Here is a 26,836-nt window from a genome sequence, read left to right as displayed (position 1 = left end):
GCCGGGCGTGCGCCGGCGGCGGGCGGCGCCTCAGAGGACGGCCAGGTCGTCGCGGTGCACGGCCTCGTCGAGGTAGCGGTAGCCAAGCACGGACTCGATGTCGGAGCTCTTGAGCCCCGCGATGCGCCGCAGCTCCCCATCGTCGTAGGCGCTCAGGCCCCGGGCGAACACCTGCCCCTGGGCGTCCACGAGATCCACCGGATCTCCCCGGCCGAAGTCCCCCTCCACCGAGCGGATGCCCGAGGGCAGCAGGCTGCGCTTGCCCACGGTGACGGCCTCGCGCGCCCCGGCGTCCACGAGCAGCCGGCCCTTGGGCTTGAGGGCATGGGCGATCCACGCGGTGCGCGCGCTGCGCCGACTGCCGGAGCTCTCGAAGAGGGTGCCCACGGGCTCGCCCGACAACACCGCGCGCAGGCGGCCCGGCACGGCCCCCGAGGTGATGACGCAGCGCACGCCCGACTCGGCGGCGCGCGCGGCGGCGCGAACCTTGGTGGTCATGCCGCCGGTGCCCACCTGGCTGCCCGAGCCCCCCGCGAGCGCGAGCAGCTCGGGCGTGACGGCGTCCACCTGGGGAAGCATCCGGGCGTCGGGGTTCTTGCGCGGGTCCGCGGTGAAGAGCCCCTCCACGTCGGACAGGATGATGAGGGCGTCGGCCTCCACACCACCCGCGACGAGCCCCGCCAGCGTGTCGTTGTCGCCGAACTTGAGCTCGTCCACGGACACGGTGTCGTTCTCGTTGATGATGGGCACCACCTGGGCCTCCAGGAGGCGCTCCAGCGCGTGCTTCACGTTGAGGTAGCGCCGCCGGTCCTGCACGTCCCCATGGGTGAGGAGGATCTGCGCCACGCGGCGCTGGGCCCGATCGAACGCCTCCTCGTAGGCCCGCATGAGGCGGCTCTGCCCCACCGCCGCGCAGGCCTGCTTGCCGGGAATATCCTTGGGGCGCGCGGGCAGCCCCAGCCGCTCCACGCCCAGGGCGATGGCGCCGCTGGACACCACCACCAGCTCCCGACCCTGGGCCGCCCAGAGCAGATCCTCGCTCAGCGCGTCGAAGTGGGCCCGATTGAAGCGCCCCGTCGCATGGGTGAGGGCATTGGTGCCGATCTTCACCACCACGCGCCGCGCGGCGCGCACCGCGTCTCGTCCGGAAAGGTTCACTCACGCAGGGTACGACGGAAGTTCGTGTCAGGGAGGCGTGTTGTCACAGGTCGGCGATTTGGGCACCCCGGGGGATGAAACCCGCCGGTCAGACCCTTATGCTTGGTTCACCTCAGTTCCGACGGCGAGGCGCGGGCGCCCTTCCCACCGCGCGGGAGAAGGACACTTTTGAAGGAAATCTACGGCAACACCCTGGGCCTCAAGGCGAGCGAGCAGAGCCGGCTGCGCAACACCTATCGGCGCCGTGTGTCGCCCCATGAGATCGTCTCCCCCGAGCTGGCCCGTCACCTCACCGAGCTGTCGAGGGAGACCAACCGTCAGGTGGGCGTGCTCCTCAACCGCAAGGGGGAAATCGAACACGTGGTGGTGGGCAATGCCCACAAGCTGGAACTGCCGGACATCGGCCGTGCCCGCGCCGGTCAGGTGCGTCTGCGTGGCCTGCGCCTGGTGCACACCCACCTCAAGAGCGAGCCGCTCACGAAGGACGACCTGACGGACCTCGCGCTGCTGCGCCTGGACATGGTGGCGGCCATCGGCGTGGGCCATGACGGCCTGCCCGGCGTGCTGCACTACGCCCACCTGGTGCCCGAGAACGGCACGGGGGACTTCTGGAGCGTCTCCACCCTCCCGGATGTCCACGACGGCCAGCCCGACGTGCTCGACACCCTGGAGGCGCTGGAGGAGGAGCTCAGCCGCAAGGCCGCCGCGCGCGCCGTGTCCGGCCGTGACAAGGCCCTGCTCGTGGCCGTGTGCCTGGATGGCAACCGCGCCGCCGCCGAGGCCAGCCTCTCCGAGCTCAAGGAGCTGGCGCGCACCGCCGGCGTCGAGGTGCTCGACAGCGTGCTGCAGATGCGCCGCGAGGCCGACCCGCGCTACCTCATCGGCCGCGGCAAGCTCGAGGAGCTCAACCTGCGCTCCATGCAGGCCATGGCCGACGTGCTCATCTTCGACAAGGACCTCACCCCCTCGCAGGGGCGCCACATCAGCGAGGCCACCAGCCTCAAGGTCATCGACCGCAGCCAGCTCATCCTCGACATCTTCGCCCAGCGGGCGCAGAGCGCCGAGGGCAAGCTCCAGGTGGAGCTCGCCCAGCTCAAGTACCGCCTGCCCCGGCTCGTGCAGAGCGACACCTCGCTCAGCCGGCTCGCCGGTGGCATCGGGGGACGCGGCCCGGGTGAAACGAAGCTCGAGATCGATCGCCGCCGCGCGCGCGATCGCATCAACCACCTGGAGAAGCGCATCGACACGCTCTCGCGCGAGCGCGAGGTGCGGCGGGCCCAGCGCAACCGGCGCGACCTGCCCATCATCTCCATCGTGGGCTACACCAACGCGGGCAAGTCCACGCTGCTCAACGCCATCACCGGCTCGGAAGTGCTCGCGGAGAACAAGCTGTTCGCCACGTTGGACCCCACCAGCCGCCGGCTGCGCTTCCCCCAGGAGCGCGAGGTCATCATCACCGACACGGTGGGTTTCATCCGCGACCTGCCCAAGGATCTCGTCGCCGCCTTCCGCGCCACGCTGGAGGAGTTGTACGACGCGGATCTGCTGCTGCACGTGGTGGACGCCAACGATCCCTCGCGTGACGAGCAGGTGGAGGCGGTGGAGAACATCCTCGAGTCGCTCGACCTGATGCAGAAGCCCCGCCTCATGGTGTGGAACAAGGCGGAGCTGCTGGCGCCCGACGACGTGGAGGCCCTGCTGCGCTCGCGCGGAGGCGTGGCCATCAGCGCCGCGCGCCGCGAGGGCCTGGCCTCGCTCCTGGCCAAGGCGGACACCACCCTCTTCGCCGAGGGCGCCTCGCAGAGCCTGGGCGTGATGTAGCCCGGTGGTGGGCAGTGAGGTTGCGGGCGGCCCCGGGTGCCTCTACAGTCCCGGGGCCGTGTCCCTTCCCCCCGCCCTCATCCTCCTGGCGCAGATCCAGATTCCAGGCCTCGAGCCACGCCCGGACGGGCCCGCCTCGTCGGTGGACCCGAACTATTTCGAGCTGCTCGAGCGCAACAGCCACATCATCTACCCCGCCCTGGCCATCCTCGTGCTGGGACTGGTGTCGCTGGCCATCCTCCAGGCCGCCCGGGCCCAGGAGATGGATGGCGCCGTGAAGGCCGAGTTCAAGAAGCTCATCATCGAGGAGCTGCGCCGCTTCCCCGCCGGCCTGGAGACCCCCATGCTGGCCCAGTCCACGGGGCTGGAGCGCGGCAAGCTCGTGCGGCTGCTCAACCAGATGGAGCAGGAAGGCCTGCTCCTGTCGCACCACACCACCAAGCACCAGACGGTGTGGAGCGTGAAGGGCATCGGCGGCAAGAAGCGCTACTGAGGGCGCGAAACGAGACGCCTCGCTAGTCCTCGTCCGGTTCGGGAAGCGCCAGCTCCCGCAGCCCCGCCGTGTCGAGCTTCCAGTCCCGCTTCTCCGGGGGAATGGGGCCAATGGACTCCACGGAGAGCCGCGTCCACCAGTCCGCGCCCCGCTGCTCGTCGATCCGCAGCGGGACGGCGAACTCCCGCGACCAGCAGACCCGCGTGCCGGGCTGCCCATCCGGTGTGAACAGATACCACTCGCACCGGGCTCCGCCCCACCGCGCCCCCGGGCCGGGCACCCGTTGGAGCGTGTAGCGGGGACCCGGCAGGCTCAACAGGTGCGCCTGCGTCCACCAGGTGAACGCCGGACCCAGACGCCCGGCCCGCTCCGCCGGCAATCGGCGCAGCGTCCCGGCACGACGATCCACCACCGTGAAGACATACGCGGGCGCGCCCGGACGGCCCTCGTCCTCGACCCGGAGTTCCAGGCCATCCTCCTCCACGCGCTTGAGCCGCCGCTCGCCCTCACGCCACAACTCGAACGACCGCGCGGGCCCCGAGCCCTCGTGGACCTTCGCCCGCAGGTACACGTCTGGCTTCGTGGCGGGTGCTCCGAACACGCGCTCCCAGGTCAAGGCCGCGGCCCTCGCGGGGGGAGCCGCGAGCGCCCCGGTCCCGCCCGGGCCAGACAGCAGGACAACCGCGAGCCCGAGCGCGCCCGCCCTCACCGCCGCGTCACCCGGGCGAAGTCGAAGTAGGTGTACGTCTTGCCGTCCGCGTCCGAGAGGCGCTTGAGGTGCAGCGTGGCCGAGTACTCACCCGTGAGCGCGGTGTCGAGCGCCGCTCCCGAGGGATCCGTCGGCAGTTGGAACGACAGCCCGCTCACGGTGGACGTGTTCACCTCCACCGGGGTGCTCGTGTAGCGCGTCTCCGGCACCCCGCCCGTGGTGAGCGCCTCGTACAGCACGCGGCCCTGGGCCGTGGGCAACGGAAGCCCGAGCAGATGGGCCACCGTGGGCGCCACGTCCACGTTGCCGCTCGGCAGACTGTCCGTGTAGCCCTGCTTGAAGTCCGGCCCCGCCGCGACGAGCGTGTTGTGCACGTCCGTCGGACTGAAGCTGCCGTGCATGCCCCGGTACAGCGCATACGAACTGAACTCGATGCCCGACTTGCTGCCCACCACCGCGGTGTCATCCCAGCTGAAGCTCACCGTCACGTCCGGACTGCGCCCGGAAGCGTTCTGGATGTTCACGTCCGAGGCGGGGAACGTGCCCGGAATGCTCCCGTAACGCGAGTCCACGAAGATGGCGTCGTACTCCTCGCGACTCTGCAGGAAGGTCACCAGCCGGCGCACCAGCGCGGGATCCCGGCTCGGGATGTAGAACTGATCCGAGCCTCCCGGCGCGGCGATGATGATGGCATCCTCCGGCAGGGTCTGGGGCACCGCGTAGGCCGGCGTCGTGTACTGCGTGCCCGGCGTGCCGCACAACGCGCCCGTCGTGTCCGTCTGGACCGGATACACGAGGCTGCCATCCGCGCGGATGCCGCCGAGCACCGCCGACAGGTTGCACCCCGCTCCGTCATACGCATGGAAGCCCGCGCGCGTCAGCAGATCCGCGCTGCGCACGAAGCCGGACACCGAATAGCCACTGTCGCTCACCCCACCCACCTTGTTCTTGCCCGTCCCCGGATCCTCCACGACGGCCCGCTTGGGAAACAGCGACAGGGGCCCCGACACCGTCGAGTGCGAGTGATCCGAGGCGATGAGGATGTTCGTCGAGTCGAGCTGCTGCTGCGCCTCGAGCTGGGCGAGGATCCGGCCGAGGAACTGGTCCTGCGCGCGCAGGGCCAGCAGGGCGTTGGGCGAGCCCGGTCCGTAGTCGTGTTCCGTGGCATCCACCGTGCGCAGCCAGATGAGCGCCAGGTCCGGCGAGTGCACGGGAAGCACGTAGTCCGTGAAGTACTTCGTCAGGTTCGCGTTCTGCGTGATGTTGCGGCCGCCCCCCCGATCGGACGGATCGGGCGTCTTGCCGTCGGAGAAGTACACGAACGCGCTCGTGCCGGTCGGCGCGCCGTTGTCCGCCGCCAGGGTGAGACTGCCCGCCGGGTACATGACCGGCGTGGTCGCCGGCAGGGGGAAGCCGCGCTGCTGCATGTCCTGCGCGGACGCGAGCGGCCAGACCGTGTTCTCGTCGATGATGAGCCCCTCGCGCGACGAGTCCTGGAGATACGCCGGTCCGCTCTTGCCCACGGTCGCCGTCACCAGCCCCGCGGCCCGCGCCGACGAGAAGAGCGTCTTCGCGTTGAGCAGGGGCTCGTGGAAGCTCTGCTCGTAGTAGGCGGCCAGGTTGTCCAGGAGCCGCCAGTCATCCACCGCGACGGGCCGGCGGAAGTTCGTCTCCACCCCACTCGCGTTCTGCCCCGAGGCGCTCGGCGCATAGGCGAAGTTGCCATTGAAGCCCGTCGCCCCCGGAAAGGCGCCCGTCGCGAACGTCGCGCCGTTGATCAACGTGAAGGTCGGATAGGTCGAGTGGTTGTCGTTGAACCACACGCCCCGCGTCCTCAACGCATGCACGTTCGGCGTGTCCTCCGGATTGATGAAGTCCGGCCGCAGCCCGTCCCAGACGAAGACGATCATCCGGTGACGCGCGGCGGGCGTCGGCGCGGGCGGCTCGTGCCCCTTGCATCCCCCCGTGACAGCCCCCGCCACCGCCGAGAGCACGAGGACTCCCTTCCACCCCTTCTTCCCATCGCGTCGACTCATGTCCACCCCCTCAGACCAGCTCGTTCTTCGGCTGGCGCGTCATCAGTTCCACCACCGCCGCCCGGGCGCTCTTGCCCTCGTAGGCGATGGCATACACCTGCTCGCAGATGGGCAGCTCCACCCCCACCTTGCGCGCCAGGTCCCTCGCGCTCCGGGCCGTCTTCACGCCCTCGGCCACCTGCTTCATGTCCCCCAGAATCTCCTGGAGCGAGCGGCCCCGGCCCAGCTCCATGCCCACGTGCCGGTTGCGGCTCAGCTCGCCCGTGCACGTGAGCACCAGGTCGCCCATGCCCGACAGGCCCGAGAGCGTCAGGGGATTGCCCCCCTTGCGCACCGCCAGCCGGGTGATCTCCGCGAGGCCCCGGGTGATGATGGCCGCGCGCGCGTTGTGCCCCATGCTCAGCCCATCCGCGATCCCCGCGGCGATGGCGATGACGTTCTTGAGCGCCCCGCCATACTGCACGCCCACCACGTCGCTGGAGGTGTAGGAGCGGAACGTCTCCGTCTGCAGCGCCTTCTGGCAGCGCAGGGCCACCTTGTCCCAGGGCGCCGCGATGGTGACCACCGTGGGCATGCGCTGGGCCAGTTCCTTGGCGAAGCTCGGGCCCGAGAGCACCGCGATGTAGGGGTGGTACTCCTCCGGCAGGCAGTCCTCCAGGAGCTCCGTCATCGTGAGGAGCGTCTCGTTCTCGATTCCCTTCGCCACCGTCACCAGGGGCACGTGCCGGGGCAGCGACGGCAGCGCCTGGGCCATCACCTGGCGCGTGGCGTGACTCGGGGTGGCGAGCACCACCAGCTCCGCGCCCTCCAGCGCCTCGGGCAGGTGCGTCGTGGCCCGCACCCGCGGGGAGATGGGGATGCCGGGCAGGTAGGTGGCGTTCTCGTGGCGGGTGTTGATGGACTCGGCCAGCGTGGCGTCCCGCCCCCACAGGCCCACCTGCTCACAGTTCACCGCGAGCACGTTGGCGAGAGCCGTACCAAAAGAGCCGGAACCAATGACACTGGCGCGCATGGGGTCGCTTCTCCCAGGGAATGAAGGGGAGGCGCAGCTTAGAGGACCCGCCCCCCTTCCGGGAAACGGGCTTTCCCGGATCCGGGGCCACCAGCGTCCTGCATCGGGCAGGTCCTCACTTCCCCATGGCCAGCAGGGGGTCGGGTCGATCTATACCCTCGCCACGTCCCCGGGTATGCACCCGGTCAGGAGGAACTTCGGGATGAGGGCAGGCCGGGGCGTGGGAGTGGTGGTGCTGGCACTGGCGCTGGGCGCCTGCCGCTCGCGCAACGCGGGCCCGGCGGACGCGCCGCCGCCCGCCAATGATCTCTCGTGCGAGCGGCTCGTCGCCCCCGAGGTGCGCGACACCCTGCCCGGCTTCACCCTCCAGCAGTCACGCCCCTGCCCCACCTGCGGACCGCTGTGCACCTTCCGCTCGGCGGAACAGAAGGACGTCACCCTCTCCATCGCCTACGACTGCCGCAAGCACTTCGAGGGCGAGGACGTCCAGGCCCTCTTGACGCCCACCCTGCGCGCGGGCGGCACCGAGATCCCCGCCATGGGCCGGGCCGCGGCTCGTCGGGAACCCGTGCCGGGCATGCTCCAGGTGTCCACCTGGGACGACGATACGCCCTGCGGCATCATCGTCACCTGGCTGGGAGCCGACAAGGAGCGCGCGATCGACATCGCCCGCGCCACCCTCTTCGCCACCACCCCCGAGCGCCTCGCGGCCGCCCACCCCGATGCCTCCACTCCGGACACGCTCCCCCTCGAGGCGTCCCCTCCGGACGCGGGCACGCCCTGAGCCACGTCGCGGTCGGGTGAGGCTCGCTCGGTTGCCCGGTCGGCTGGGGCCGCACCTGAAATCCAGAAGAGCACGTCCGGACGCTATGATGCGCCCATGCCTCGCCCCCTCCTCGCCTGCCTGGTGCTGCTTACCCTGCTGCTGGGCGGAGCCGCGACCTTGCGCCACGCGATGACCGGCCCGGGCCAGGAGGCGGTGGCACCCGCGTCCACGTCCGGGTCCGCTCGGGCCCTCCCGCGAGCGGCCGAGGTGGGACCCGGAGGAGACTTCCTGGGCGTCATCATCCCGAGTGCCTCCGTGGAGATCGTCTCCAGGACCGAGGGGCAGGTGGAGGCCATCGAGGTGCAGGTGGGCGCGCGCGTCCAGGTCGGAGCGCCCCTCGTCCGGCTGGATCTCCACCCCCTGCGCAAGGAACTCGCCATCGCGCAGGCGGCCCTCCAGACGGCCCGGGCCCAGGAGCAACTGGCCCAGGTGGCCTTGAGCGAGGCGCGCGACCGCACCCAGCGCTATGCCCACCCGAAGCTGGTCAGCCTCCAGGCCATGCCCGAAGAGGAGATCGCCGCCGCGGGCTTCCAGGAGAAGAGCGCCGCCGCCAGGCTCCAGTCCGCCCAGGCCCAGGTGCAGGAGCAGGTCGCCCGCGTGGAGCAGATCCAACAGCGCATCTCGGACGCCGTCATCAAGGCCCCCTTCGATGGCGTCATCGCCGACCGCTATCTCGACCCCGGTGCCCAGGCGTCGCCCTCGCGCCCCATCCTGCGCCTGCTCGGCGCGGGCGGCCTGCGGGTGCGCTTCGCCATCCCCGAGGACGAACTGCGCGGCATCGTTCCGGGCGCTCCCATCCAGGTCCGCCTCCCCCGGGAAGGTCCCCCGCTCACGGGCCAGGTGGAGAACGTCTCCCCCGAGGTGGATTCGGCATCGCGGATGATCATCGCCCTGGCCCGCCTGGACGTCCCCCCGGGAGCCGATGTGCCCGCCGGCATCGTGGTGCGCGTGCGGCTCCGCCCCCAGGGTGAACGCGCGGCGCTCGCCGTGCCGGAGACGCCATGAGGTCCGGCATGAGGCCAGGGCGCGACCGCGCGAAGAGAGGACACGCTCGTGGCTGAGAGCAGCTCCGGACAAGACACTCCGGCGACGCCCGCGCCGCCTCCGGCGCCCGAGAGCATCTACCGGCAACAAGCCATCCAGGAGCACGCCAACACCCGCGTGGACAGCGAGCTGTTGCGCCTGTCGCCGGAGTGGTCCCGGTGGACCTACTGGATGCTACTGATGGTGGTGACGGTGGGGTTGCTCTTCTGCGCCCTGGGCACCGTCAACGAGTACGCCTCCGGGCCCGCCGTGGTGCGCGTGGAGGGCAAGACGGAAGTCACCGTGGACGTGGCCGGCCTGGTCACCTCCGTGGAGGTCGAGCCCGGACAACGCGTCACCGCCGGCCAGGTGCTGGTGCGGCTCCAGGCCCAGGAGGAGCGCACGGCCCTGGAGCGCATCGAGCGCGAATTCGAGCTCCAGCTCGCCCGCGTCCTGCGTGACCCGAGCGATCAGGCCGCGCGCCAGGTGCTCACCACCCTGCGCGCCGAGCGCGAGCAGGCCCAGGCCCGCCGGGAGGCGCGCACCATCCGCGCCGCGCGCGCGGGCGTGGTCAACGACTTGCGGGTGCGGCCCGCCCAGTACGTCCAGCCCGGCGAGAGTGTCGCCTCGCTCCTGGACGAGGACGCCCGCGCCTCGCTCGTCGTGCTGTTGCCGGGCAGCAGCCGCCCCTTCCTGCGGCCCGGCAAGTCGCTCCGGATGGAGCTGGAGGGCTTCCAGTACCAGTACCGCGAGCTGGTCATCGACTACGTGAGCGACCAGATCATCGGCCCCGCCGAGACGCGCCGCTACCTGGGCCGGGAGATCGCCGACGCGCTGCCCCTCAACGGGCCCCAGGTGCTGGTGCGCGCGAGACTGCCCGCGTCGACCTTCCGCCGGGACGGGCAGATCTTCAACTACGTGGATGGAATGACGGCCCGGGCCGAGGCCCGGCTGCGCGCGGAGAGCATCCTGGTGATGCTCGTCCCCGGGCTCAAGGTGCTGTGGAGCGATGACACCGACTGAACCCAAGCCCAATGGCCTGCTCGACCGCTTCCCGGCGCTGCGCGAGTTGCAGGCGCGGCTGCGCGAGCGCCGCGTGCCCGTGGTGCGGCAGCTCTCGGCCACCGAGTGCGGCGCGGCGTGCCTCACCATGGTGCTCAACTACCATGGCCGCGCCATGCGTCTGGAGGAGGTGCGCGACCTGCTGGGCCCGCAGCGCGATGGCCTCTCCGCCCTGCAACTGCTCCAGGCCGCGCGCCGCTTCGGCCTGCGCGGCCGCGGCGTCTCGCTGGACGGCGACTCGCTGGAGTATCTGCCCACCGGCGCCATCCTCCACTGGCGCTTCTCCCACTTCGTCGTCTTCGAGCGGTTGAGCAAGCACGGCGTGGACATCGTGGATCCGGCGATCGGCCGGCAGCGGCTCCCCTTGGAGGAGTTCCTCCGGGCCTTCACCGGCGTCGCGCTGCTGCTCGAGCCCGGGGACCACTTCGAGACGAGCAAGGAGGGCCCCCGGCGCACGTCGCGCTACGTGAAGGAGATCCTCCGGCAGTCGGACTCGCTCTCCCGCGTCCTCGTCGTCTCGTTCATGTTGCAGCTCTTCGCGCTGGCCATTCCGGCCCTCACCGGGCTGGTGGTGGACCGGGTGGTACCGCGGGGAGATCAGCACCTGTTGCTCGTGTTGAGCCTGGGACTGGCCGCCATCACCGTCTTCAACCTGATGGCCTCGCTCATCCGCGGCCACATGCTGGTGGAGCTGCGCACGCGCATCGACTCCAGCCTGTCGCTGGGCTTCCTCGAGCACCTGGTCAGCCTCTCCTACGCCTTCTTCCAGGTGCGCTCCTCGGGAGACCTGCTCGCGCGCATGAACACCAACGCCGCCGTGCGCGAGATCCTCTCCTCCTCCGCCGTCTCCGGCATCCTGGATGGCTCGCTGGTGCTCATCTACCTGGTGGTCATCTTCATCGCGAGTCCCACGCTCGGGCTGCTGGTGCTGGGGCTGGCGACCGCGCAGGTGCTCATCTTCGTGCTCTCGCGCAAGCTGCAGGGCGAGCTGATGGCGCGCGGCCTGGAGATGGAAGCGCAGAGCCAGAGCTACCAGGTGGAGCTGCTCACCGGCATCCAGTCGCTCAAGGCCTATGGCGCCGAGCACCGGGCGGTGCAGCACTACTCGAGCCTGCTGGTGCGCGTGCTCAACGTGAGCCTGCAGCGCGGCCACCTGTCGGCCTGGGTGGACGCGCTCAACGGCACGCTGCGGCTGGCCTCGCCCCTGGTGTTGTTGTGCGTGGGCACCTGGCGGGTGCTCGAGGGGGACGCCACCCTGGGCACCATGCTGAGCCTCAACGCGCTCGCCGCCGGATTGCTCTCACCCCTGGCCAACCTGGTGGCGACGGCCAACCAGTTGCAACTGCTGGGCAGCTACATCACCCGGCTGGACGACGTGCTCGACGCCCCCCCGGAGCAGAGCGCCTCCCAGTCGCGCGCCTCGCACGTGCTGCGCGGCGGCATCACGCTGGAGGGCGTGTCCTTCCGCTACGGCCCCATGGCCCCCCTGGTGGTCAAGGACCTGTCGGTGCGCATCACCCCCGGGCAGTTCGTGGCCATCGTGGGCCGCTCCGGCGCGGGCAAGTCCACCCTGGCCAACCTGCTCATCGGCCTCTACCCCCCCACCACCGGACGCCTGCTCTACGACGGCGTGGACCTGGCCTCCATGGACCTGCAGTCGGTGCGCTCGCAGATGGGCGTGGTGCTGCAGGACGTGGCGTTCTTCAGCGCCAGCGTGCGCGCCAACATCGCCATGCTCGACCCCGAGGTGCCACTGGCGGCGGTGGAGGAAGCCGCACGGGCCGCGCAGGTGCACGAGGACATCATGGCCATGCCCATGCGCTACGAGACGCCCATGGTGGACCGGGGCGCGGCGCTCTCCGGCGGCCAGCGCCAGCGCCTCTCGCTCGCGCGCGCCCTGGTGCGCAAGCCCGCCGTGCTGCTGCTCGACGAAGCCACCAGCGCGCTGGACGCCATCACCGAGCGCAAGGTGCAGGAAGCACTCGCGGGGCTGCGCTGCACGCGCATCGTCATCGCCCACCGGCTGAGCACCGTGGTGAACGCGGACCTCATCCTGGTGATGGACGGCGGCCAGCTCGTGGAGGCGGGCACCCACGCCGAGCTGCTCGCCCGCGGCGGCCTCTACACCGCCCTCGTCCAGGCCCAGCTCGACTCCTCGGACCGCGCCGCATGAACCCCACGGCGGGGTGAGACACCGCCGCACACCCTGGCTCCCACGAGCGTCCCGTCCCGGGGGGAGGTAGAGAGGAGAGCCGTGGCCACCCACCCGCCTCCCATCATCCTCAGTTTCCGGCGCACCTTCGCGCTGCTCATCGTCCTGGTGGTGCTGCCCTCGGCCGGGCTGTCCGGCTTCGGGGTGGTGGCCATCATCAACGAGCGCGCCGCCGTGGAGAAACGGCTCCAGGCCACGTGGCAGGGCACCCTGAGCGCGCTGGCGGAGGAGCTGCCCGCGGTGCTGCGTGCCGCGAGCTTCAAGCAGGTCAACGGCCAGATGTGGCTGGTGGACGCCGATGGCCGCCGCCTGTCCACCCGCGACTCGTTCCAACTGGAGGGCAAGCAGGTGCACACGAGCGATCAGGAACTCGCCGCGGCCCTGACGGCGGTGGAGTCCTCGTCCAAGGACTTCCCCCCGGGCACCTCGCTCTTCTCGCTCATGGTGGGAGGCCACGCCACGCTCATCGCCGCCGAGCGCGACGGCCCGGTGGTGTACGGCGCGCGCGTCTCGCAGGAAGCGGTGGAGACACTGCTCGCCGAGCACGCCGAGGCACAGGTGACCTCGGGAGAGCCCGTGCGCTTCGTGCTGCTCGCCCGTCAGGAGCCCGTGGGCGAGGGACTCATGGGCAAGCTCGCCTCGGAGGTGGCCCAGGCGCGCGCCAACGCGCTCGGGCCCCAGGTGCTCGCCGAGCGCACCCTGCCCCTGCCCCTGCAAGACTTCCGTCTGGGGGTGGTGCCCACGGGGGAGGATCCCGTGGCGCGGGCCTCCACGCGCAACCGGCTGGTGTACGGGATATTGCTGGCGCTCTTCTATCTCACGCTCACCTTCGGCGTCGTCTACACGGGCCGGGTGCTCTACCGCGAGGCCCGGCTGTCGCGCATGAAGACGGACTTCGTGTCGCTGGTGAGCCACGAGCTGCGCACCCCCGTCACCTCCATCCGCATGTTCATCGAGACGCTCGCGCTCGGCCGCGTCCGGGACGAGGCGCAGACGCAGGAGGTGCTGCGGCTGCTCACCCAGGAGACGGAGCGCTTGAGCACGCTCATCGAGCGCGTGCTGGACTGGTCGCGCATCGAGAGCGGCCGCAAGGAGTACCACCCGGAGACGATTCCCGTGTCCGAGGTGGTGGACACCGCCGTGTCCGCCTTCCGCGCCCAGCACCTGGATGGAGACGTGCATCTGTCCGTGGAGATGCCCGACACGGCGACGCCGGTGCACGTGGACCGGAGCGCCATTTCCGGCGCCCTGCTCAACCTCTTGCAGAACGCCTACAAGTACAGCCGGGAGGACAAGCGCATCCACCTCACCGTGCGGGCGGCGCGCAAGTGGGTGGACCTGACGGTGGAGGACCATGGCGTGGGCATCGCCCGGAGGGACCACCGGCGCATCTTCGAGCGCTTCTACCGGGTGGACAACCTGCTCACCCGCCGCACCGAGGGCAGTGGGTTGGGGCTCGCCATCGCCCGGCGCATCGTGGAGGCACACGGCGGCTACATCACCCTCAAGAGCGAGCTGGGCAAGGGCAGCCGCTTCACCATCCAGCTCCCCGTGGAGAAGGTCTGAATGAGCCCGTTGGAAGAGAACAGAGAGTGCCCAAGGCCCCGGACCCACTGGCTCCTGGCCGGAGTTCTGGGGCTAAGCGCCTGCGCGGGAGTGCCTGGCCGGGGAGTTCCAAGCCACTATGCCCTGGACTCGGCGAGCGCTCGGTGCCTGCGAGACCCCGTGCTTTGCGCCCTGCTGAACGGAAAGACGATCGCCATCGGTTCCGTATTGGCGGTGGGGGCGGGTGCCTCGGTGGGAGTGGCGCTGAAGGTGCTGGACGACAGGGCGCGGCTCTCCCTCAAGAAGGAGATGGAAGAGTGCGCGGATCAGGCACGCACGGACGTGTTGCTGCAACATGGAGGTGTATTCGCGCGCCCGGTGCCCAGCCCCGCGGAGTGCAAGCGCCTGACTGTGGATGCGCAGGGCCGGAGCGTCACGTGGGCCATCCGGCTGGGATTGGAGATGCACGAGGCCGCCTTGCGGTGCGCCCAGATGAAGCTGGAGAGGATTCGTCCAGGAGGGTTCAGCCTCATGCCGCGCTACCGATTCAATCAGAAAACGAAGGAGAAGGAATTGATAACTCCCGAGGAAAAGGCTGCCCTGCTACGCCAGGGAGGAGAGGGATTGAAGGGCACACTAGAGCCCGATGTGGTCATCCACTCAGGGGATCCACTCCAGATCCAGGTAGTCTTCGACTTCAAATTCCGGTGTGTGAATTTCGATGAAGAGCCCAGGTGGAGGGACTACCCCCCAGGACATCGTTACGCAGGTTTGTCTCAAGGAGAAATTTATCGAGAAGCTTTTGGAGACCACGTTGAACTGATTGGGCCCCGGGCAGGAGTATTCCGATGAACGAGCGCTACCCCCGAATCCGTTTTCAGGACAAGTTCAGTGGTGCGTGGCTCCGCGAGGGATTGCGGTTCGACTTCTACATGCGCCGGCTCCACACGGAGATGGCTCCAGCGGTGCTGCAATCGATGGAGGCATATATACGCGCAGTAGGTCCGGAAGCACTCAGCCTTTATGTCGATGAAGAAGGAGACTGGCAGGAACTCGACGAGTCAGGATGGTCGCTCATCCGGCGTAAACTGTTGGAGTACACGTGGCCTCGCGTGATCCTGGGAGGGTCGTCGCCTGGCAATCCAAACAGAAACCGGTTCGAATACTATGGGAGCAGGCGGGTCAATGTCCCCGAGTGGAGAGGCGCGGACAAAGAGGCGTGTGTGGCCTCGTTCTGGCTGTCCACTGAATACCTGGAGACCCATGGGCCAGAGCATGTACGGGCGTTGGCACTGGAGCTGGCGGCCCCGCTGCCCTGGTGTTCGGGCAACGGAGGTCTGGCCATCCTGGCCCCCATCCATCTCATGGGGATGACCAGGGAGGTCTACGAGCGCTGCATGCGCTACCCAGGCATGGACATCCCCGATGTGGAAATCTTCTCGAGCACGATCGGCACGCGCATCCGTGGCCCCTCGTGGCTCACCTTCCTGGGCCAGCCGGTGCTCAGTGCCTTGGGGGGTGTAGAGGCCCTTCGCGCCCGGCTGCATACCCCGGGAACCACCGTCCAGGCCCTCGAGGGAGAACGAGCGGTGGTGACACTCGGAGAGTGGCCCGAGGCGGGCGACCGCGAGCGTGGCATCACCTTGCCCGCCTATCGGGAGCTCGCGCGTGTCCTGGAGCCCTGGCTCTATCTCGAGCACCGGCTCCACCCTGACTTCCCGCCCGAGGCGCTGCGTCAATGGGAGCGCCGTTTCCTCGAATGAGCCGACGGCCATTGCCTCGTGGTCGCGATGACACGCCGCGACAGAGGATGGGGACGCACTCGGCGTGACGAAGCACTGACACAACCCCGCTACGCTCGAGCGCTTCTAATCGGGAGGACAATTCGCCGTGCCATCACCTCCAGGGGTCGTGGGTTGGGACTGGCCATCGCCTGGCGCATCGTGGAGGCTCCAGGGCCGCCGCTTCACCCCTCAACTCCCCGTGGACAAGGCATGAGCGACAAGCCACGACGCATCCTGGTGGTGGAGGACGACCTGGCCATCCTCACCGGTCTCTCCATGAACCTGCGCTTCGAGGGCTACGACATCCTCCAGGCCCAGGATGGCCGGCAGGGGCTCGCGCGCGCGCTCGACGAAGCGCCGGACCTCGTGGTGCTGGACGTGATGCTGCCCGAGCTCAACGGCTTCGAGGTCCTCAAGGAGCTGCGCCAGCGCGGCCGGGACACCCCCGTCGTCGTGCTCAGCGCCAAGGGCGCCGAGGTGGACAAGATCGTCGGGCTCAACCTCGGCGCGGACGACTACGTGGTCAAACCCTTCGGGCTCCAGGAGCTGCTCGCGCGCATCAAGGCCGTGCTGCGCCGGCGCTACCCGTCCGCCGCCCAGGCCCCCGTGGGCTTCGGCGACGTGCGGGTGGACCTGACGGCCAAGACCGTGACCCGCACCGGCCAGCCCGTGGAGCTCACCGCGCAGGAGTTCAAGCTGCTCGCCCACTTCCTCGCGCACCCGGGGCGCACCTTCAGCCGCGAGGAGCTGCTCAGCGCCGCCTGGGGCTACGCCTACGAGGGCAGCGCCCGCACCGTGGACAACTTCATGCGCCAGCTCCGGCTCAAGCTGGAGCCGGACCCCGAGGCCCCCCTGCACTTCCTCACCGTGCGCGGCCTCGGCTACCGCTTCGATCGCTGAGGCCCTCGTCCCCTCACCCGTCCACCACGCCGATGTGGTGCGCATCCGACGGATCGAACGGCTTGCCGTCGAACCCTCCATAGCGCTCGCGGGGCGTGAGCCCACAGGCCTTCATCGCCCCCTCCAGCTCCTCCCACGAGAAGGGCTTGAACTTGAGGCGGTGGATGCCCGAGGGGGCACCGGGCCGCTTGCGCTCGCGCAGGTGGAAGGAGAAGACGGGCCGGCGTGGCTCGAGCGCGGCGCCCGGCTCCTCGTCCGAGGGCCGGCCAGGCTCGACGGGCGGGTTGAGCACGTCGTAGATGAAGAGCCCCTCGGGCCGCAGGTGGTGGCGCACCGTGGCCAGGAAGGCCTCCAGGTCCTCGTGCGACCCCATGAGCCCCAGGGCGTGTTGCGGCGCGAGCACCACCGGGAAGCGCTCCTCCAGCCGCAGCGAGCGCAGATCCGCGTGCAGCAGCCGCACCCGGCCCGACACCTCGGGCGACTCCGAGGCGCGTACCTCCTCGGCCGCGTGGATCATCCGCTCGGACGGGTCCACCCCGAGCACCGCCAGGCCCGCCTGGGCCAGCGTCCACGGCACCCGCCCGTTGGCCGCGCCCAGCACGAGCACGGGCCCACCCTGTGCCTGGGCCTGACGCGTATAGAAGAGGAGATCGGGCTCCTGCCCGACGAGGGACAGCGGCGTGCGGCCGCGCGTGTCGTTTCCGGCCATTGTATCCGGCGTAGCACGGTTGGAGGCACGAAAGGGCCGCCAGACTGCTCCCCGTGGGCAATCTCCTACCCATCCGGTGTCGCCGAGTCGACGCATGACCCCGACCCCACGGACGGTGGGAGTGGCACCGCACTTGCGAGGCAAGGAACCCGGAATCGCCACGGAGGCGTTTCCGATCTTCAAGGGTGGGCAAGGACATGAAGGCTGGATGGCGGTGGGCGGCGGCGGTGGTGGCGGCGGGCGCGGTCTGGACGGGCTGCACACAAGCGCCCAACAAGAGGGACGTGTCGGAACAGAACAACCCGGGCCTGGACTCACCCAAGCCCGATGCTCCCCAGGCCGACCCTCCCACGGCTCCGCCCGCCCCCGTGCCCGACACGCCCGCCCCCGTGCCCGACACGCCCGCCCCCGTGCCCGACACGCCCCCGACTCCCAGCACGCCGCCGCCTCCCCCGGAAGCGGCCATCGACTTCCCCTCGGTCCCGGGCTGGACGTTCTACGGCACCCAGCACGGAGGCCCCCGCCGCATCTACGGGGTGTCCGCGGACGAGGGCGGCAACGTCTGGGTGGCCGGTGGTGAGGATGGCCTCTTCGTGCTGCGTCCGGGGGCGACCACGTTCCAGCGCTTCACCATGGAACAGGGCCTGCGCCCCTACGGCTACATGCCGGATGGCAGCGCGCCCATGGGGGAGAAGTACCTCAAGGTCATCTCGGTGGCGGGCGGCCCCGCGGACACCGTCTTCGTGGGCTACGAGGGACGGCCCGGCAAGGGCGACGAGCACTGCGAGAACAACTGGGACGGCTCCCGCCCGGATCCCTCGCGCTACAAGAGCGGTGACGCGGACAAGGTGACGCTGCGCGCGGATGGCTCCCTGCAGGTCGTCCACTACGACATCTTCTCCGGCCCCGGCATCGTGGCCGCCGAGATGCGCGGCCGCGAGAAGCTCTGCAGCATCCTGCGCATCGCCTATGACAAGAACACCGGGAGCGTCTGGTTCGGCGGCAACCACGGCTTCGCCCGCGGCGACGCGAACTACCAGGGCAACCCCACGTGCAATGGTCAGCTCGACTGCTCGGGCGTGATGGAGCACGTGCACCCGGCCATCAACGCCTACCCCGACATCCTGCTCACCGACGCCTACTACGGGGTGTCCGTCCACTCGAGCGGAGACGTGCTCTTCGGCGGCGCCAACCGCTCCACCCGCTTCCTCTACGGCACCACGGGCAACGACTACTGGGAGGCGCAATCCAGGACCGAGGACTCGCCCTACGTGAGCAACCGCATCGACGTCTGGCCGGACCTGGTGGGCGAGGGCAGCATGCCCAAGCCGGCCGAGCGCGATGACGACAACGTGTCCGCCATGTCCGTGGTGGGTGACACCGTGTGGGTGAGCTCCTTCACCAAGGGGCTCGCGCGAATGAACGTGAACGGGGGGGACGTGCAGTACGTGCCGCTCGGCGAGAAGGCCCTGTCCGCGGTGGAGGCCAGGACCGCCGATGGCAGCGTGTGGGTGGGCGCCCGGTGGCTGGGGATCGTCTACCGGCTCCAGGGGGACGCGGTGAAGACCTATAGCTGCTCGGAGTTCGGCCGGCGCCTGTGCAGCAGCCGCATCTCCGACATCAAGGCGGATGGCCACCGCATCCTCGTGGCCTTCATGGGCAGTGACGAGAACCACGTGCCCGGTGCCCTCGGCATCTATACCGGCCACTGAGTCCCGCCCCGCGAGGGCCTGAAACACGGAGGGCGCGAGCGCCCGGGATGCGTCCCGGACTCCTCGCGCCCTCCGCGCATGCGCGGACTACGGACGGTAGTACTCGGCCGAGGCCTGATCGTGGTTGCTGGCCCCGCCCACCGCGAGCACCGTGCCGTCGGGAAGCAGCGTGGCCGTGTGCTGGTAGCGATCCACATGCATCGCGACCGTCGCCGACCACGTGTCCGTCGCCGGGTTGTAGCGCTCGGCGGCGTACTGGATGCCCGTGTACTGATGGTAGCCACCGGCCACCATCACCTCGCCGTTGGGCAGCAGCGTGGCCGTGTGCCAGCGGCGCGGCGACTTCATGCTCCCCGTGGTCTTCCACGTGCCCGTGGCCGGGTCATACAACTCCGCCGCGTCGCCCAGGGGGACAGTGAGGCTCACCCCGCCCACCACCAGCACCTTGCCGTCCGGCAGCCGCGTGGCGGTGTGCCAGGCATGTCCCGTGCGCGTGCGCCCCGCGCTCGTCCACGTCTCCGTGACCGGATCATACAGCTCCGCCTCGGGCACGAGCGTGGCGCTCTCCAATTCGTGATCCGACTGGAGGCTGCCGCCCGTCACCAACACCTTGCCGTCCGGGAGCAGGGTCATGGTGTGGAAGCCGCGAGGGTACGCGAGGGCGCTCGTGGAGGACCACACGCCCGTGGCCGGGTCATACAGCTCGGCCGAGCGCAGGGGGCTGCCACCGGACTCCTTGTCGAAGCCACCGGCCACGAGCACCTTGCCGCTCGGCAGCAACACGGCCGCGTGGTTGAAGCGTGACGTGATGAGCCGACCGGTGGCCTGCCACGTGCCCGACGCCGGGACGTAGAGCTCGGCGGAGGGCCTGGTGGTGGAGCTGGTGCCCCCCGCGATGAGCACGCGACCGTCGCGCAGCCGGGTGGCGGTGTGGCCCCGGTGGGAGCCCAGGTTGCTGCCCGTGACGGAGAAGGTCCGGGTGGACGGGCCGTACAGCTCGGAAGAGACGTTGAAGCCGCCGGTCACCAACACCCGGCCGTCCTCCAGCAGGGTCGCGGTGTGGGACAGGCGGGGCTGCACCATGCTGCCCGTGAGCGTCCATCCGCTCTGGGGCGCCTCACACGCGCTGCTCGGCGTGACGGTCACCCGCCGGGTGGCACGGCCCACGTTGCCGGACGAGTCCTGGGCCGAGTAGGTGACGACATAGGTGCCCGGCACCTGGGTGTTGACGGAGCCCGAGACCGTCACCACCGGAGACGAGGCCTCTCCGTTGTCACAGAGATCCGCGGCCTGAACCCCCGCCTCCACATAGGGCGTGCCGCACGCGAGCGTCTGCGCCGCCTCGCCCACCAGCGTCACCGTGGGCGCCGCCGTGTCGAGCACCCGCACCTGGGTGGCGCACGCGGACGTGTTGCCGGAGCTGTCGAAGGCCTCGTAGCCCACCGCGTACGGGCCGCCCACCGGGAAGGCGGTCGCCTCCGTGGTCCGCTGATAGCCGAACTCGCACACGTCGGACACGACGGGCGCGGGAACCTCGACGGAGGTGTGGCGCCCGGTGCACTCCACCGCGAGCGCGGGCGAGCAGTCGATGCTCGGAGGCGTGGTGTCGGTGACGGTCACCCGCGCCGTGCAGCTCGCGCTCAGGCCCGTGGCGTCCGTGCACGTCAGCGTCACCCCGGTGGTGCCCAGCGCGAACGTCGCGGACGGCGTCTGGGTGCAGCCCACCAGGTCTCCATCCGGATCGGACGAGCCATCGTCCACGCTGCCGGTGGCGCCGCAGGTGGTGGTGGTGGACAGGAGGAGATCCTTGCAGCGGGCCACCGGAGGAAGGGCCAGGGCGCGGCAGGAAGCGCTGCAGGAGCCCGAGCCGTTGCTGGCCCCCGTGTCGCACTCCTCGCCCGGGTCCACCACGCCATCTCCGCACCACTGCGTGCGGCACACCGCCGAGCACGGCGTGCCCGGCACGCCATTCTGCGAGCCCGTGTCGCACTGCTCGGGGTACTGCACCAGGCCGTCACCGCAGCGCACCGGCGCCGCTCCGCGCGCCAGCACGTACGGCACGCCGTGCGAACCATCCGGGAAGTCCCGGGAGCCCGGCCAGCGCCCCCCGCTGGGCGGATCCAGCGCGATCACGAGCGGGGTGAAGTCTCCCTCCGGGTAGGAGTGGAACACCTCGTGCACCGAGCAGGCCCAGTTGGACAGCACCGCGTCCGTCAGGCCCTCGAGGGCCTCGTGCGAGGCGACGATGTGCGCGTCGTTGTAGGACGACTCCTTCTTGCAGTTCGCGCTCGTCCCCGACACCTGGAAGGAGCCGAAGGGGCTGAGCACCGGCACCGGCGTCGGGGAGTCCATCTCGTAGTAGTAGCAGCTCAGGCCCGCGTACATGCCCGTCTTGCCCGGCTCGGCGGCGGCGAACTGCACGGCGTTGAAGGTGACCTGGGTCTCCTTGTGATAGACGGGATCGGTGCCCACGACGATGACGTTGCCGTCGACCACCGGGCCCCAGATGTGGCGCGTCTCCTCGGCGGCGAGCAGCAGGCCCGGCGCGACGCTACAGGATTTGTCCCCCAGGATGAGGGCGCGGTAGGAGGCGAAGTCCGCGGTGGACAGGGACCGCCACTCGTCGTCGGAGGCGAGCGTCACCTCGTACCCCAACTGCCGCGCCACCTGGGCCTCGACGCTGTCGGTGCCCCTGGACACGGTGCTCGCCAGGATCAGCACCTTGTTCAGGCTGTGCAGCCCCCGAGCGGGTGTCCCCAGGGCCTGGGTGGTCGTCTCTCCCTGGGAGAGCACGGGCGACGCGTCCTCCCCTTCCGGAGTCACCCCACTACAGGCCGAGAGGAGCAGGACACCCAGGGCCATCCACATCCGGCCGCACAGGCCACGACGACACTTCATGCGGGTCTCAGAGCGCATCCATACCCTCCCTCGATGGGCTGCACAGGTGGAGCGGTGAACACAGGCTCGCCGCCCCGCTCTCAGGACAGCCGACTCTTGAAAACCGGGAAAGTCCGGCACAAGACGGACAACCGTTTTTCTACACTGAGACCGGTTGGAAAATGAATTCCGTTCTTCATGTTTTTTTTCAACGGGGCCGAATTATTGCATTTTCAACGCCGCAACCCGTAGAGGTCTCAGGCCCGATGAAGAGGTGGGTGTGAAGACCACCCGATGATGGGGGAAGCGCGGGCGTCAAGTGGCCCGCGCTCCCGGCGCGCTCAGTTCTCGAGCGCGTTGAAGCTGATCCACTCCTGGATGCTGTTGAGCTGGTCCGCGGGGAGCGAGGCGTTGCCATTGAGCGGGTTGATGGGCATGCGCGCGCCGGTGATGGGACCGTCGCCGGAGATCTTGCGCCACAGGTAGCTTTGAAGCGGAACGCCCGGTTGGATCAGCGCCAGGGAGGGCTGCTGGGCGGAGGGCTTCATCAGGCGCTGGTAGACGTCATGGGCCGAGCCGAGCAGGTTCAACCCGCCCTGGGGGTTGTCGCCGCCATGGCACCCGCCGCAGTTGGACTGGAGGATGGGCAGCACGCCCTTGCTCCAGGTGGCGCCGGAGCCCGCGAGGTTGAGCGCCTGCGGGTTGGCCGAGTACGAGCACTTCGTGTAGTCGATGGAGGACTCCAGGCTCCACTGGCGGGCCTTGGAATCCAACCCCTCGATGAAGCACATGAGCGCCAGCATGTCCTGCACGGACGGGGGCTGGTTGGCCAGGGGCATGCGCGTGCCGGGGATGGGCGCCTGATTCATGCTCCCGCGCAGGCGCGCCACGAGGTAGCTCTCCTCGGGCTTGCCCGGGTTGATGAGCGGCACGGTGGTGCCGGTGCGCGCGCCATACACCCCGTTGCGGTTCTGATCGCCCTGGACGATGCCGCTGGCCACCAGGCCCTCCACGGTGTCGCGCTGGTAGTCGCCCACCTCGGCGAAGAGGTGGCGCCCGTTCTCCAGCACCCACCAGTTCGTGCGGTAGCTGGCGAAGGCGAGATCCTGCACCTCGCCCGCGTCATTGATGAAGGTGCGCACGAACGTGCCCGTGGAGAAGATGCGCGCCTGGGTGACCTGCACGGCATCGTGCACGTACAGGTGCAGGCCCGGAGTGCCGGCGTCCGGCAGGGTGCCCTTGGGATCCAACGTGGGCGTCTCTCCCGGAATCAGCTCGAACCAGCCGATCTCGTTATCCCTGGTGGCCTGCTCGGAGAAGCGGAAGCGGTCACCCAGACGCTCGCACCGGTCGAACACGCCGTTCCAGTTGCCGGACTGCACGTTGCACGGCGCGCCGATGGAGGCCAGGAAGGTGCCCGCCGTGTGCAGGTCCGGGTATTCCTTCTGGTTGTGGCACACGCCGTTGGTGCCGCTGCACGTGCGCATCACCAGCTTGCGGTGCAGGTCGAGCCCGGTGGCGTAGGTGAGCTGGGCGGACTTCACGTCCGGGTCCGAGCCCGTGTACGTGGGCGTGCTCCCCGTGGGAGCCGGCGAGGGACGGTCCGGCTCGAAGGGGATGGAGCCCGGGTCCGTCGGAGTCGAGCCCGAGCCCCCACCACAGGCGAGCGCCAGGGCGGCGAGGGAGGCGGCGAGGCAAGAGCGCGTCATGAGAAGAAGTCCTGGATGGGGGCATCCGCGGGGAAGATGCCCTCGTGGTCGGCGCCGAGCAGATCCATCATCGTCTTGAGGACCGAGCGGTACGAGTACACCTGGCCGGTGGCCTTGAGGTCCGAGCCGCGCACCGCGCCGAGGCTCTTGCCGCCCTTGCCCGCCGCGCTGATGACGCCGCCCATGAAGGGCATGGACATCCACCGGGTGGCCAGATCGCTGCCGTGGTCGCTGCCGTTGGCGGAGTTGAAGCGGCTGCCACCCGTGGTGCGGCCGAACTCGCTGCCGATCACCACCAGCGTCTTGTCCCAGTACGTACCGCCCTCGGGGTGCTGCATCATCTTGAGCGCCGTGCGCAGGCCGCTCACCAGCCGGTTGGCGCCGTCCAGCTCGTCCGGCAGCTCCGCGTCCTCGCGCGAGTGGTAGTCGTAGCCGCCCTGGTTGAGGAACACCGCGGGGCAGCCGAAGTGGAACAGGCGCAGCGCGAGTGCCGCGCGCTGGCCCGTGGTGTCGGTGCCGAAGATGGCGCGCAACTGGCGGTTGGTGATGCCATCCACCACGTCGTCGGAGTCGGCGGTCACCCGGAGCATGGGGTCGCGGAAGATCTTCCCGTAGTCGCTCGTGGCCTTGCGCGTCTGCTGGTAGGTGTCCACGCCGCCGCGCAGCGGCAGGTGCAACCGCGCGCGGTAGCGGTTGTCCACCTCGGTGGTCACCTTGGCCGCCCACGGGGGCAGACCCGCGCTCGGATCCGCGCCGAAGCCCTGGAAGCCACTGCCCTCGAGCACCGGAGGCCGATAGGTGGCGTAGGTTCCCGCCCCCGTCGCCATGCCCGCCTCGCCGAGGCTGAAGGCCGGAAGAAGGGTGTTGCCCTTGGCGGCCTCCTCCGCCACCCGGGCGCGCACCCCGTAGTTCACATACGACAGGAAGCCCGTGGCCCCGCCCACGTACCCCGTGAGGAAGCGCTCCAGGCCCGTGCCATGGCCTCCGTCCGCGCGCGCCGAGAAGGGCTCGTGGTCCACGCACGGCAGCACGCAGATTTCATTGGAGAACTCCGCCACCGGCTTCATGCCCAGATCGCGCCGGGGCTTGGACGGCTCGCCCTCGAGCCAACTGGCGCGCTCGAGCAGCTTGCCCACGCCCCACTCGGTGCCCGCGGCGCGCTTGTCCGAGCGGCCGAACGGGTTGAACTCGTCGGCCACGTCCGAGTTGAAGGCGGTGGTGAAGCGGAAGCCGCCGGACAGGCGGATGTAGATGAGGTGGCGCACGCTGCCGCGCCCATTCGTCTGGGCGAGCGCCGTGCGCGGCAACCACAGGTGGGGGAAGGCCAGCGCGGCGGCACCCGCGCCCAGGCCCCGGAGGAGCTGGCGGCGGCCCGGGGACTTGGGCTTCGAGTCTTTGGGATCGGACATGGAAGGGGCTCCGGGGGTCAGTAGAAGATGCGCTCGGCGCTCGACAGCAGCGCGAAGCAGTAGGGACGGGCGAACTCCTCGGCCGAGCAACGCGTGATGGCGCACTCGCGGCCCGCCTCGCGCGCCTCGGCCACCTCCGTGGCGTCCGGCGAGCGGCCCAGCAACAGCCGGTACTGGTGGGTGGCGATGCGCTCACCCACCTCCTCGTTCACGGCGAGCGAGGAACTCACGCCCTCGGGCAACAGCCGCGCCACGTCCGCGCCTTTGATCTTCGGATCCAACGTGGGGTTGCACAGCGACTGCACGAAGGAGAGCTGGGTGGCGGTGGTGAGGATGCTCACCACGCGGAAGCGGCCTCCCACCACGTTCTCCGGACAGCCGCCCAGGGTGCGCGCCAGCTCCGAATAGCGCTTGTCCACATTGCCCTTGTCGTTCGTCTTCCAGCGCGACTCGGCCAGCACGCGGTAGCCGGCGATGCTGCCCGCGTTGAGCAGGGACTCGGGCTGGCTGATGCGGTGGTCGCAGCCGGGCAGCTCGTAGCCCGTCTGCCGCGCGAGCGAGTCGATCCACACCTCGGCGTCCACCTGCTTGAGCGGCCCGTAGGCCCAGCGGTAGGTGGAGGCCGCCGCGCCCTCGGCGGACTGGAGGTACGCCACCGAGGTGGCCACCGCGTAGTGCACCGAGCGGATGTCCCCGTGATTCTCGAGCAGGAAGCGCACCAGCGCCCCACGCACCTCGGGCACGAGCGCCGACAGGTCATAACCCAGGTACTGCACGAGCACGTCGTCCACCGCGCGCTCCCAGAAGGACAGATCCCTCGCGAGGATGCGGCCGGGGATCTGCAACCGCGCCCACTCCTCGGCCGTGAGCAGACCGCTCCACAGCGTCAGCTCGTTGTCGAGGCTCGGGTCGCGCGCGGCGCGCAGGTCCGGGGTGAAGGTGAGCTCGTTGTAGCCCCACAACACGCTGGCGCACTCGCCCCGGGCCGCGTCGTTCACCTTCCCGTCCTTGTCCAGACAGCGGAAGCGCACGAAGGCGTCCGGCAGGCGCATGCCGAGCTGCGGATGATCGTAGTAGCCCGAGTACCAGAGCCGGTAGAGCCGGGCCATGTCCGCGCGCTCGTGCTCGAAGGGCGGGCGCCCGAGGAACTGGCGGAAGAGCGCCTCGGCCTTGTCCCCCGGGTCCGCGTAGCGGCGGGTGAACACCGGGTGCGCGCTCACCACCGACGCGAAGAGATCGTACGGCACGAGCCCCCGGTGCAGCTTGGCCACCAGCCGATCCATGTCGTAGATGGACTGGAGGCTCGCCACCTGGTTGGCGTAGAGGAAGCGATCCGCGGCGTGGCGTTGCTGGACGAGGATGAACTCGTCGCTTTCCATCAACCGCTTCACCGTGGCGCCCCACCCGCCCGCGCACGTGGCCTCGGCCTCGGCCGCGTCCGGCACGCGCCCCAGCATGTCCACGAAGAGCCGGCGACACGCCTCGGAGAAGGAGATGGGCCGGGACGCCAGGCCCACGCCCCACAGGCTCCGGCACAACCCGCGATTGACGGGGTTGCTCAGGCCCGCGCCCGCGCAATACGCCACGCAGCCCGCGTCACAGTCCGGCGGGCGCGCCTCGTTGGGCGGAGTCACCTGCCGAGCCGCCGGCAGGACATCATCCCCGCCCGGGAAGTCTCCCGGGGTGAGCGGCGCGCCATTGCCCACCATGGCTCCCGGCCCGGAAGCGAGCTGGTCGGGCTCGAAGACGTGGGTGGGCTGACACGCGGCCAGCGCCGCGAGCAGTGGAAGGATGAGCGGACGAGACACGGTCATTCGCGGCTCCCGGAGGAAGGAAAGG

The 26,836-nt window shown here is 69.9% G+C and carries 20 protein-coding genes; 11 read left to right on the top strand and 9 right to left on the bottom strand.

The window, feature by feature from the left end; all coding sequences use genetic code 11:
- Nucleotides 1-30: 30 nt before the first annotated feature.
- Nucleotides 31-1,158 carry a glutamate 5-kinase gene (proB, locus tag CYFUS_RS09820; RefSeq protein ID WP_095984983.1) on the bottom strand — a complete coding sequence of 376 codons (1,128 nt, stop codon included), beginning with the start codon at nucleotides 1,156-1,158 and terminating at the stop codon, nucleotides 31-33.
- 168 nt (nucleotides 1,159-1,326) lie between these two features.
- On the opposite strand from proB, the gene hflX reads away from it, so the two are divergent.
- The gene (hflX, locus tag CYFUS_RS09815) at nucleotides 1,327-2,979 is read left to right on the top strand and encodes a GTPase HflX (protein WP_095984982.1); all 1,653 of its coding nucleotides are present in this window, start codon (nucleotides 1,327-1,329) and stop codon (nucleotides 2,977-2,979) included.
- Between the two features lie 7 nt (nucleotides 2,980-2,986).
- A complete protein-coding gene (locus tag CYFUS_RS09810; protein WP_232537473.1) occupies nucleotides 2,987-3,472 on the top strand; it encodes a hypothetical protein in 486 nt (161 codons plus the stop codon).
- Between the two features lie 22 nt (nucleotides 3,473-3,494).
- On the opposite strand, the gene CYFUS_RS09805 is transcribed toward CYFUS_RS09810, so the two are convergent.
- The 3 genes from CYFUS_RS09805 to CYFUS_RS09795 all read right to left on the bottom strand — a co-directional run bounded on the left by CYFUS_RS09805 (nucleotide 3,495) and on the right by CYFUS_RS09795 (nucleotide 7,229).
- Nucleotides 3,495-4,088 (bottom strand): hypothetical protein, encoded by a 594-nt coding sequence (locus tag CYFUS_RS09805; protein ID WP_095984981.1) that lies wholly within the window; start codon nucleotides 4,086-4,088, stop codon nucleotides 3,495-3,497.
- Between the two features lie 89 nt (nucleotides 4,089-4,177).
- The gene (locus CYFUS_RS09800; protein WP_198316522.1) at nucleotides 4,178-6,217 is read right to left on the bottom strand and encodes an alkaline phosphatase family protein; all 2,040 of its coding nucleotides are present in this window, start codon (nucleotides 6,215-6,217) and stop codon (nucleotides 4,178-4,180) included.
- A gap of 10 nt (nucleotides 6,218-6,227) precedes the next feature.
- Nucleotides 6,228-7,229, bottom strand: a complete 1,002-nt coding sequence (locus CYFUS_RS09795; RefSeq protein WP_095984979.1) for an NAD(P)H-dependent glycerol-3-phosphate dehydrogenase — start codon at nucleotides 7,227-7,229, stop codon at nucleotides 6,228-6,230.
- 202 nt (nucleotides 7,230-7,431) lie between these two features.
- Between CYFUS_RS09795 and CYFUS_RS09790 the strand changes: the two genes are divergently transcribed.
- The 8 genes from CYFUS_RS09790 (at nucleotide 7,432) to CYFUS_RS09755 (ending at nucleotide 16,581) form a co-directional block, all read left to right on the top strand.
- Nucleotides 7,432-8,013 (top strand): hypothetical protein, encoded by a 582-nt coding sequence (locus tag CYFUS_RS09790; RefSeq protein WP_095984978.1) that lies wholly within the window; start codon nucleotides 7,432-7,434, stop codon nucleotides 8,011-8,013.
- Nucleotides 8,014-8,109: 96 nt separating this feature from the next.
- The gene (locus tag CYFUS_RS09785; RefSeq protein WP_095984977.1) at nucleotides 8,110-9,060 is read left to right on the top strand and encodes an efflux RND transporter periplasmic adaptor subunit; all 951 of its coding nucleotides are present in this window, start codon (nucleotides 8,110-8,112) and stop codon (nucleotides 9,058-9,060) included.
- A gap of 48 nt (nucleotides 9,061-9,108) precedes the next feature.
- The gene (locus tag CYFUS_RS09780; protein WP_198316521.1) at nucleotides 9,109-10,101 is read left to right on the top strand and encodes an efflux RND transporter periplasmic adaptor subunit; all 993 of its coding nucleotides are present in this window, start codon (nucleotides 9,109-9,111) and stop codon (nucleotides 10,099-10,101) included.
- Nucleotides 10,088-12,313, top strand: coding sequence for a peptidase domain-containing ABC transporter (locus tag CYFUS_RS09775; RefSeq protein WP_095984976.1), 2,226 nt, complete (start codon nucleotides 10,088-10,090; stop codon nucleotides 12,311-12,313). The genes CYFUS_RS09780 and CYFUS_RS09775 overlap by 14 nt, the downstream gene beginning before the upstream one ends.
- Nucleotides 12,314-12,394: 81 nt before the next feature.
- The gene (locus tag CYFUS_RS09770) at nucleotides 12,395-13,918 is read left to right on the top strand and encodes a sensor histidine kinase (protein WP_095984975.1); all 1,524 of its coding nucleotides are present in this window, start codon (nucleotides 12,395-12,397) and stop codon (nucleotides 13,916-13,918) included.
- A gap of 159 nt (nucleotides 13,919-14,077) precedes the next feature.
- Nucleotides 14,078-14,749: a hypothetical protein gene (locus tag CYFUS_RS09765; RefSeq protein ID WP_095984974.1), complete on the top strand. Its 672-nt coding sequence runs from the start codon at nucleotides 14,078-14,080 to the stop codon at nucleotides 14,747-14,749.
- Nucleotides 14,746-15,660 carry a type VI immunity family protein gene (locus CYFUS_RS09760; protein ID WP_095984973.1) on the top strand — a complete coding sequence of 305 codons (915 nt, stop codon included), beginning with the start codon at nucleotides 14,746-14,748 and terminating at the stop codon, nucleotides 15,658-15,660. Before CYFUS_RS09765 ends, CYFUS_RS09760 begins: the two co-directional genes overlap by 4 nt.
- A gap of 231 nt (nucleotides 15,661-15,891) precedes the next feature.
- Nucleotides 15,892-16,581: a response regulator gene (locus CYFUS_RS09755; protein WP_095984972.1), complete on the top strand. Its 690-nt coding sequence runs from the start codon at nucleotides 15,892-15,894 to the stop codon at nucleotides 16,579-16,581.
- Nucleotides 16,582-16,594: 13 nt separating this feature from the next.
- Here the strand turns inward: CYFUS_RS09755 and CYFUS_RS09750 are convergent, their stop codons facing one another.
- Nucleotides 16,595-17,290 (bottom strand): class I SAM-dependent methyltransferase, encoded by a 696-nt coding sequence (locus CYFUS_RS09750; protein WP_095984971.1) that lies wholly within the window; start codon nucleotides 17,288-17,290, stop codon nucleotides 16,595-16,597.
- Nucleotides 17,291-17,487: 197 nt separating this feature from the next.
- On the opposite strand from CYFUS_RS09750, the gene CYFUS_RS09745 reads away from it, so the two are divergent.
- Entirely contained in the window at nucleotides 17,488-19,002 is a 1,515-nt protein-coding gene (locus CYFUS_RS09745; RefSeq protein WP_095991906.1) for a hypothetical protein, read from the top strand.
- A gap of 87 nt (nucleotides 19,003-19,089) precedes the next feature.
- Here CYFUS_RS09745 and CYFUS_RS09740 read toward each other — a convergent pair whose 3' ends face one another.
- The 4 genes from CYFUS_RS09740 to CYFUS_RS09725 all read right to left on the bottom strand — a co-directional run bounded on the left by CYFUS_RS09740 (nucleotide 19,090) and on the right by CYFUS_RS09725 (nucleotide 26,811).
- A complete protein-coding gene (locus tag CYFUS_RS09740; protein ID WP_095984970.1) occupies nucleotides 19,090-21,900 on the bottom strand; it encodes a kelch repeat-containing protein in 2,811 nt (936 codons plus the stop codon).
- Between the two features lie 320 nt (nucleotides 21,901-22,220).
- Nucleotides 22,221-23,588 carry a hypothetical protein gene (locus tag CYFUS_RS09735; RefSeq protein ID WP_095984969.1) on the bottom strand — a complete coding sequence of 456 codons (1,368 nt, stop codon included), beginning with the start codon at nucleotides 23,586-23,588 and terminating at the stop codon, nucleotides 22,221-22,223.
- Nucleotides 23,585-24,997: a DUF1501 domain-containing protein gene (locus CYFUS_RS09730; RefSeq protein WP_095984968.1), complete on the bottom strand. Its 1,413-nt coding sequence runs from the start codon at nucleotides 24,995-24,997 to the stop codon at nucleotides 23,585-23,587. Before CYFUS_RS09730 ends, CYFUS_RS09735 begins: the two co-directional genes overlap by 4 nt.
- Nucleotides 24,998-25,014: 17 nt before the next feature.
- Nucleotides 25,015-26,811 (bottom strand): hypothetical protein, encoded by a 1,797-nt coding sequence (locus CYFUS_RS09725; RefSeq protein ID WP_198316520.1) that lies wholly within the window; start codon nucleotides 26,809-26,811, stop codon nucleotides 25,015-25,017.
- Between the last annotated feature and the right edge of the window lie 25 nt (nucleotides 26,812-26,836).

The sequence above is a fragment of the Cystobacter fuscus genome, assembly GCF_002305875.1.
GTDB lineage: Bacteria > Myxococcota > Myxococcia > Myxococcales > Myxococcaceae > Cystobacter > Cystobacter fuscus_A.
Note: the sequence above shows the minus strand (reverse complement) of the source record. Positions and strands in the feature narration are given on the sequence as shown.

What these genes read in the sequence shown, in the direction of transcription:
- CYFUS_RS09745 (WP_095991906.1), top strand. Translation starts at nt 17,488, where the DNA reads ATGAAGGCTGGATGGCGGTGGGCGGCGGCGGTGGTGGCGGCGGGCGCG.
- CYFUS_RS09750 (WP_095984971.1), bottom strand. Translation starts at nt 17,290, where the DNA reads ATGGCCGGAAACGACACGCGCGGCCGCACGCCGCTGTCCCTCGTCGGG.
- CYFUS_RS09760 (WP_095984973.1), top strand. Translation starts at nt 14,746, where the DNA reads ATGAACGAGCGCTACCCCCGAATCCGTTTTCAGGACAAGTTCAGTGGT.
- CYFUS_RS09795 (WP_095984979.1), bottom strand. Translation starts at nt 7,229, where the DNA reads ATGCGCGCCAGTGTCATTGGTTCCGGCTCTTTTGGTACGGCTCTCGCC.
- CYFUS_RS09735 (WP_095984969.1), bottom strand. Translation starts at nt 23,588, where the DNA reads ATGACGCGCTCTTGCCTCGCCGCCTCCCTCGCCGCCCTGGCGCTCGCC.
- CYFUS_RS09740 (WP_095984970.1), bottom strand. Translation starts at nt 21,900, where the DNA reads ATGAAGTGTCGTCGTGGCCTGTGCGGCCGGATGTGGATGGCCCTGGGT.
- CYFUS_RS09790 (WP_095984978.1), top strand. Translation starts at nt 7,432, where the DNA reads ATGAGGGCAGGCCGGGGCGTGGGAGTGGTGGTGCTGGCACTGGCGCTG.
- CYFUS_RS09725 (WP_198316520.1), bottom strand. Translation starts at nt 26,811, where the DNA reads ATGACCGTGTCTCGTCCGCTCATCCTTCCACTGCTCGCGGCGCTGGCC.
- CYFUS_RS09730 (WP_095984968.1), bottom strand. Translation starts at nt 24,997, where the DNA reads ATGTCCGATCCCAAAGACTCGAAGCCCAAGTCCCCGGGCCGCCGCCAG.
- CYFUS_RS09800 (WP_198316522.1), bottom strand. Translation starts at nt 6,217, where the DNA reads ATGAGTCGACGCGATGGGAAGAAGGGGTGGAAGGGAGTCCTCGTGCTC.
- CYFUS_RS09755 (WP_095984972.1), top strand. Translation starts at nt 15,892, where the DNA reads ATGAGCGACAAGCCACGACGCATCCTGGTGGTGGAGGACGACCTGGCC.
- CYFUS_RS09785 (WP_095984977.1), top strand. Translation starts at nt 8,110, where the DNA reads ATGCCTCGCCCCCTCCTCGCCTGCCTGGTGCTGCTTACCCTGCTGCTG.
- CYFUS_RS09775 (WP_095984976.1), top strand. Translation starts at nt 10,088, where the DNA reads ATGACACCGACTGAACCCAAGCCCAATGGCCTGCTCGACCGCTTCCCG.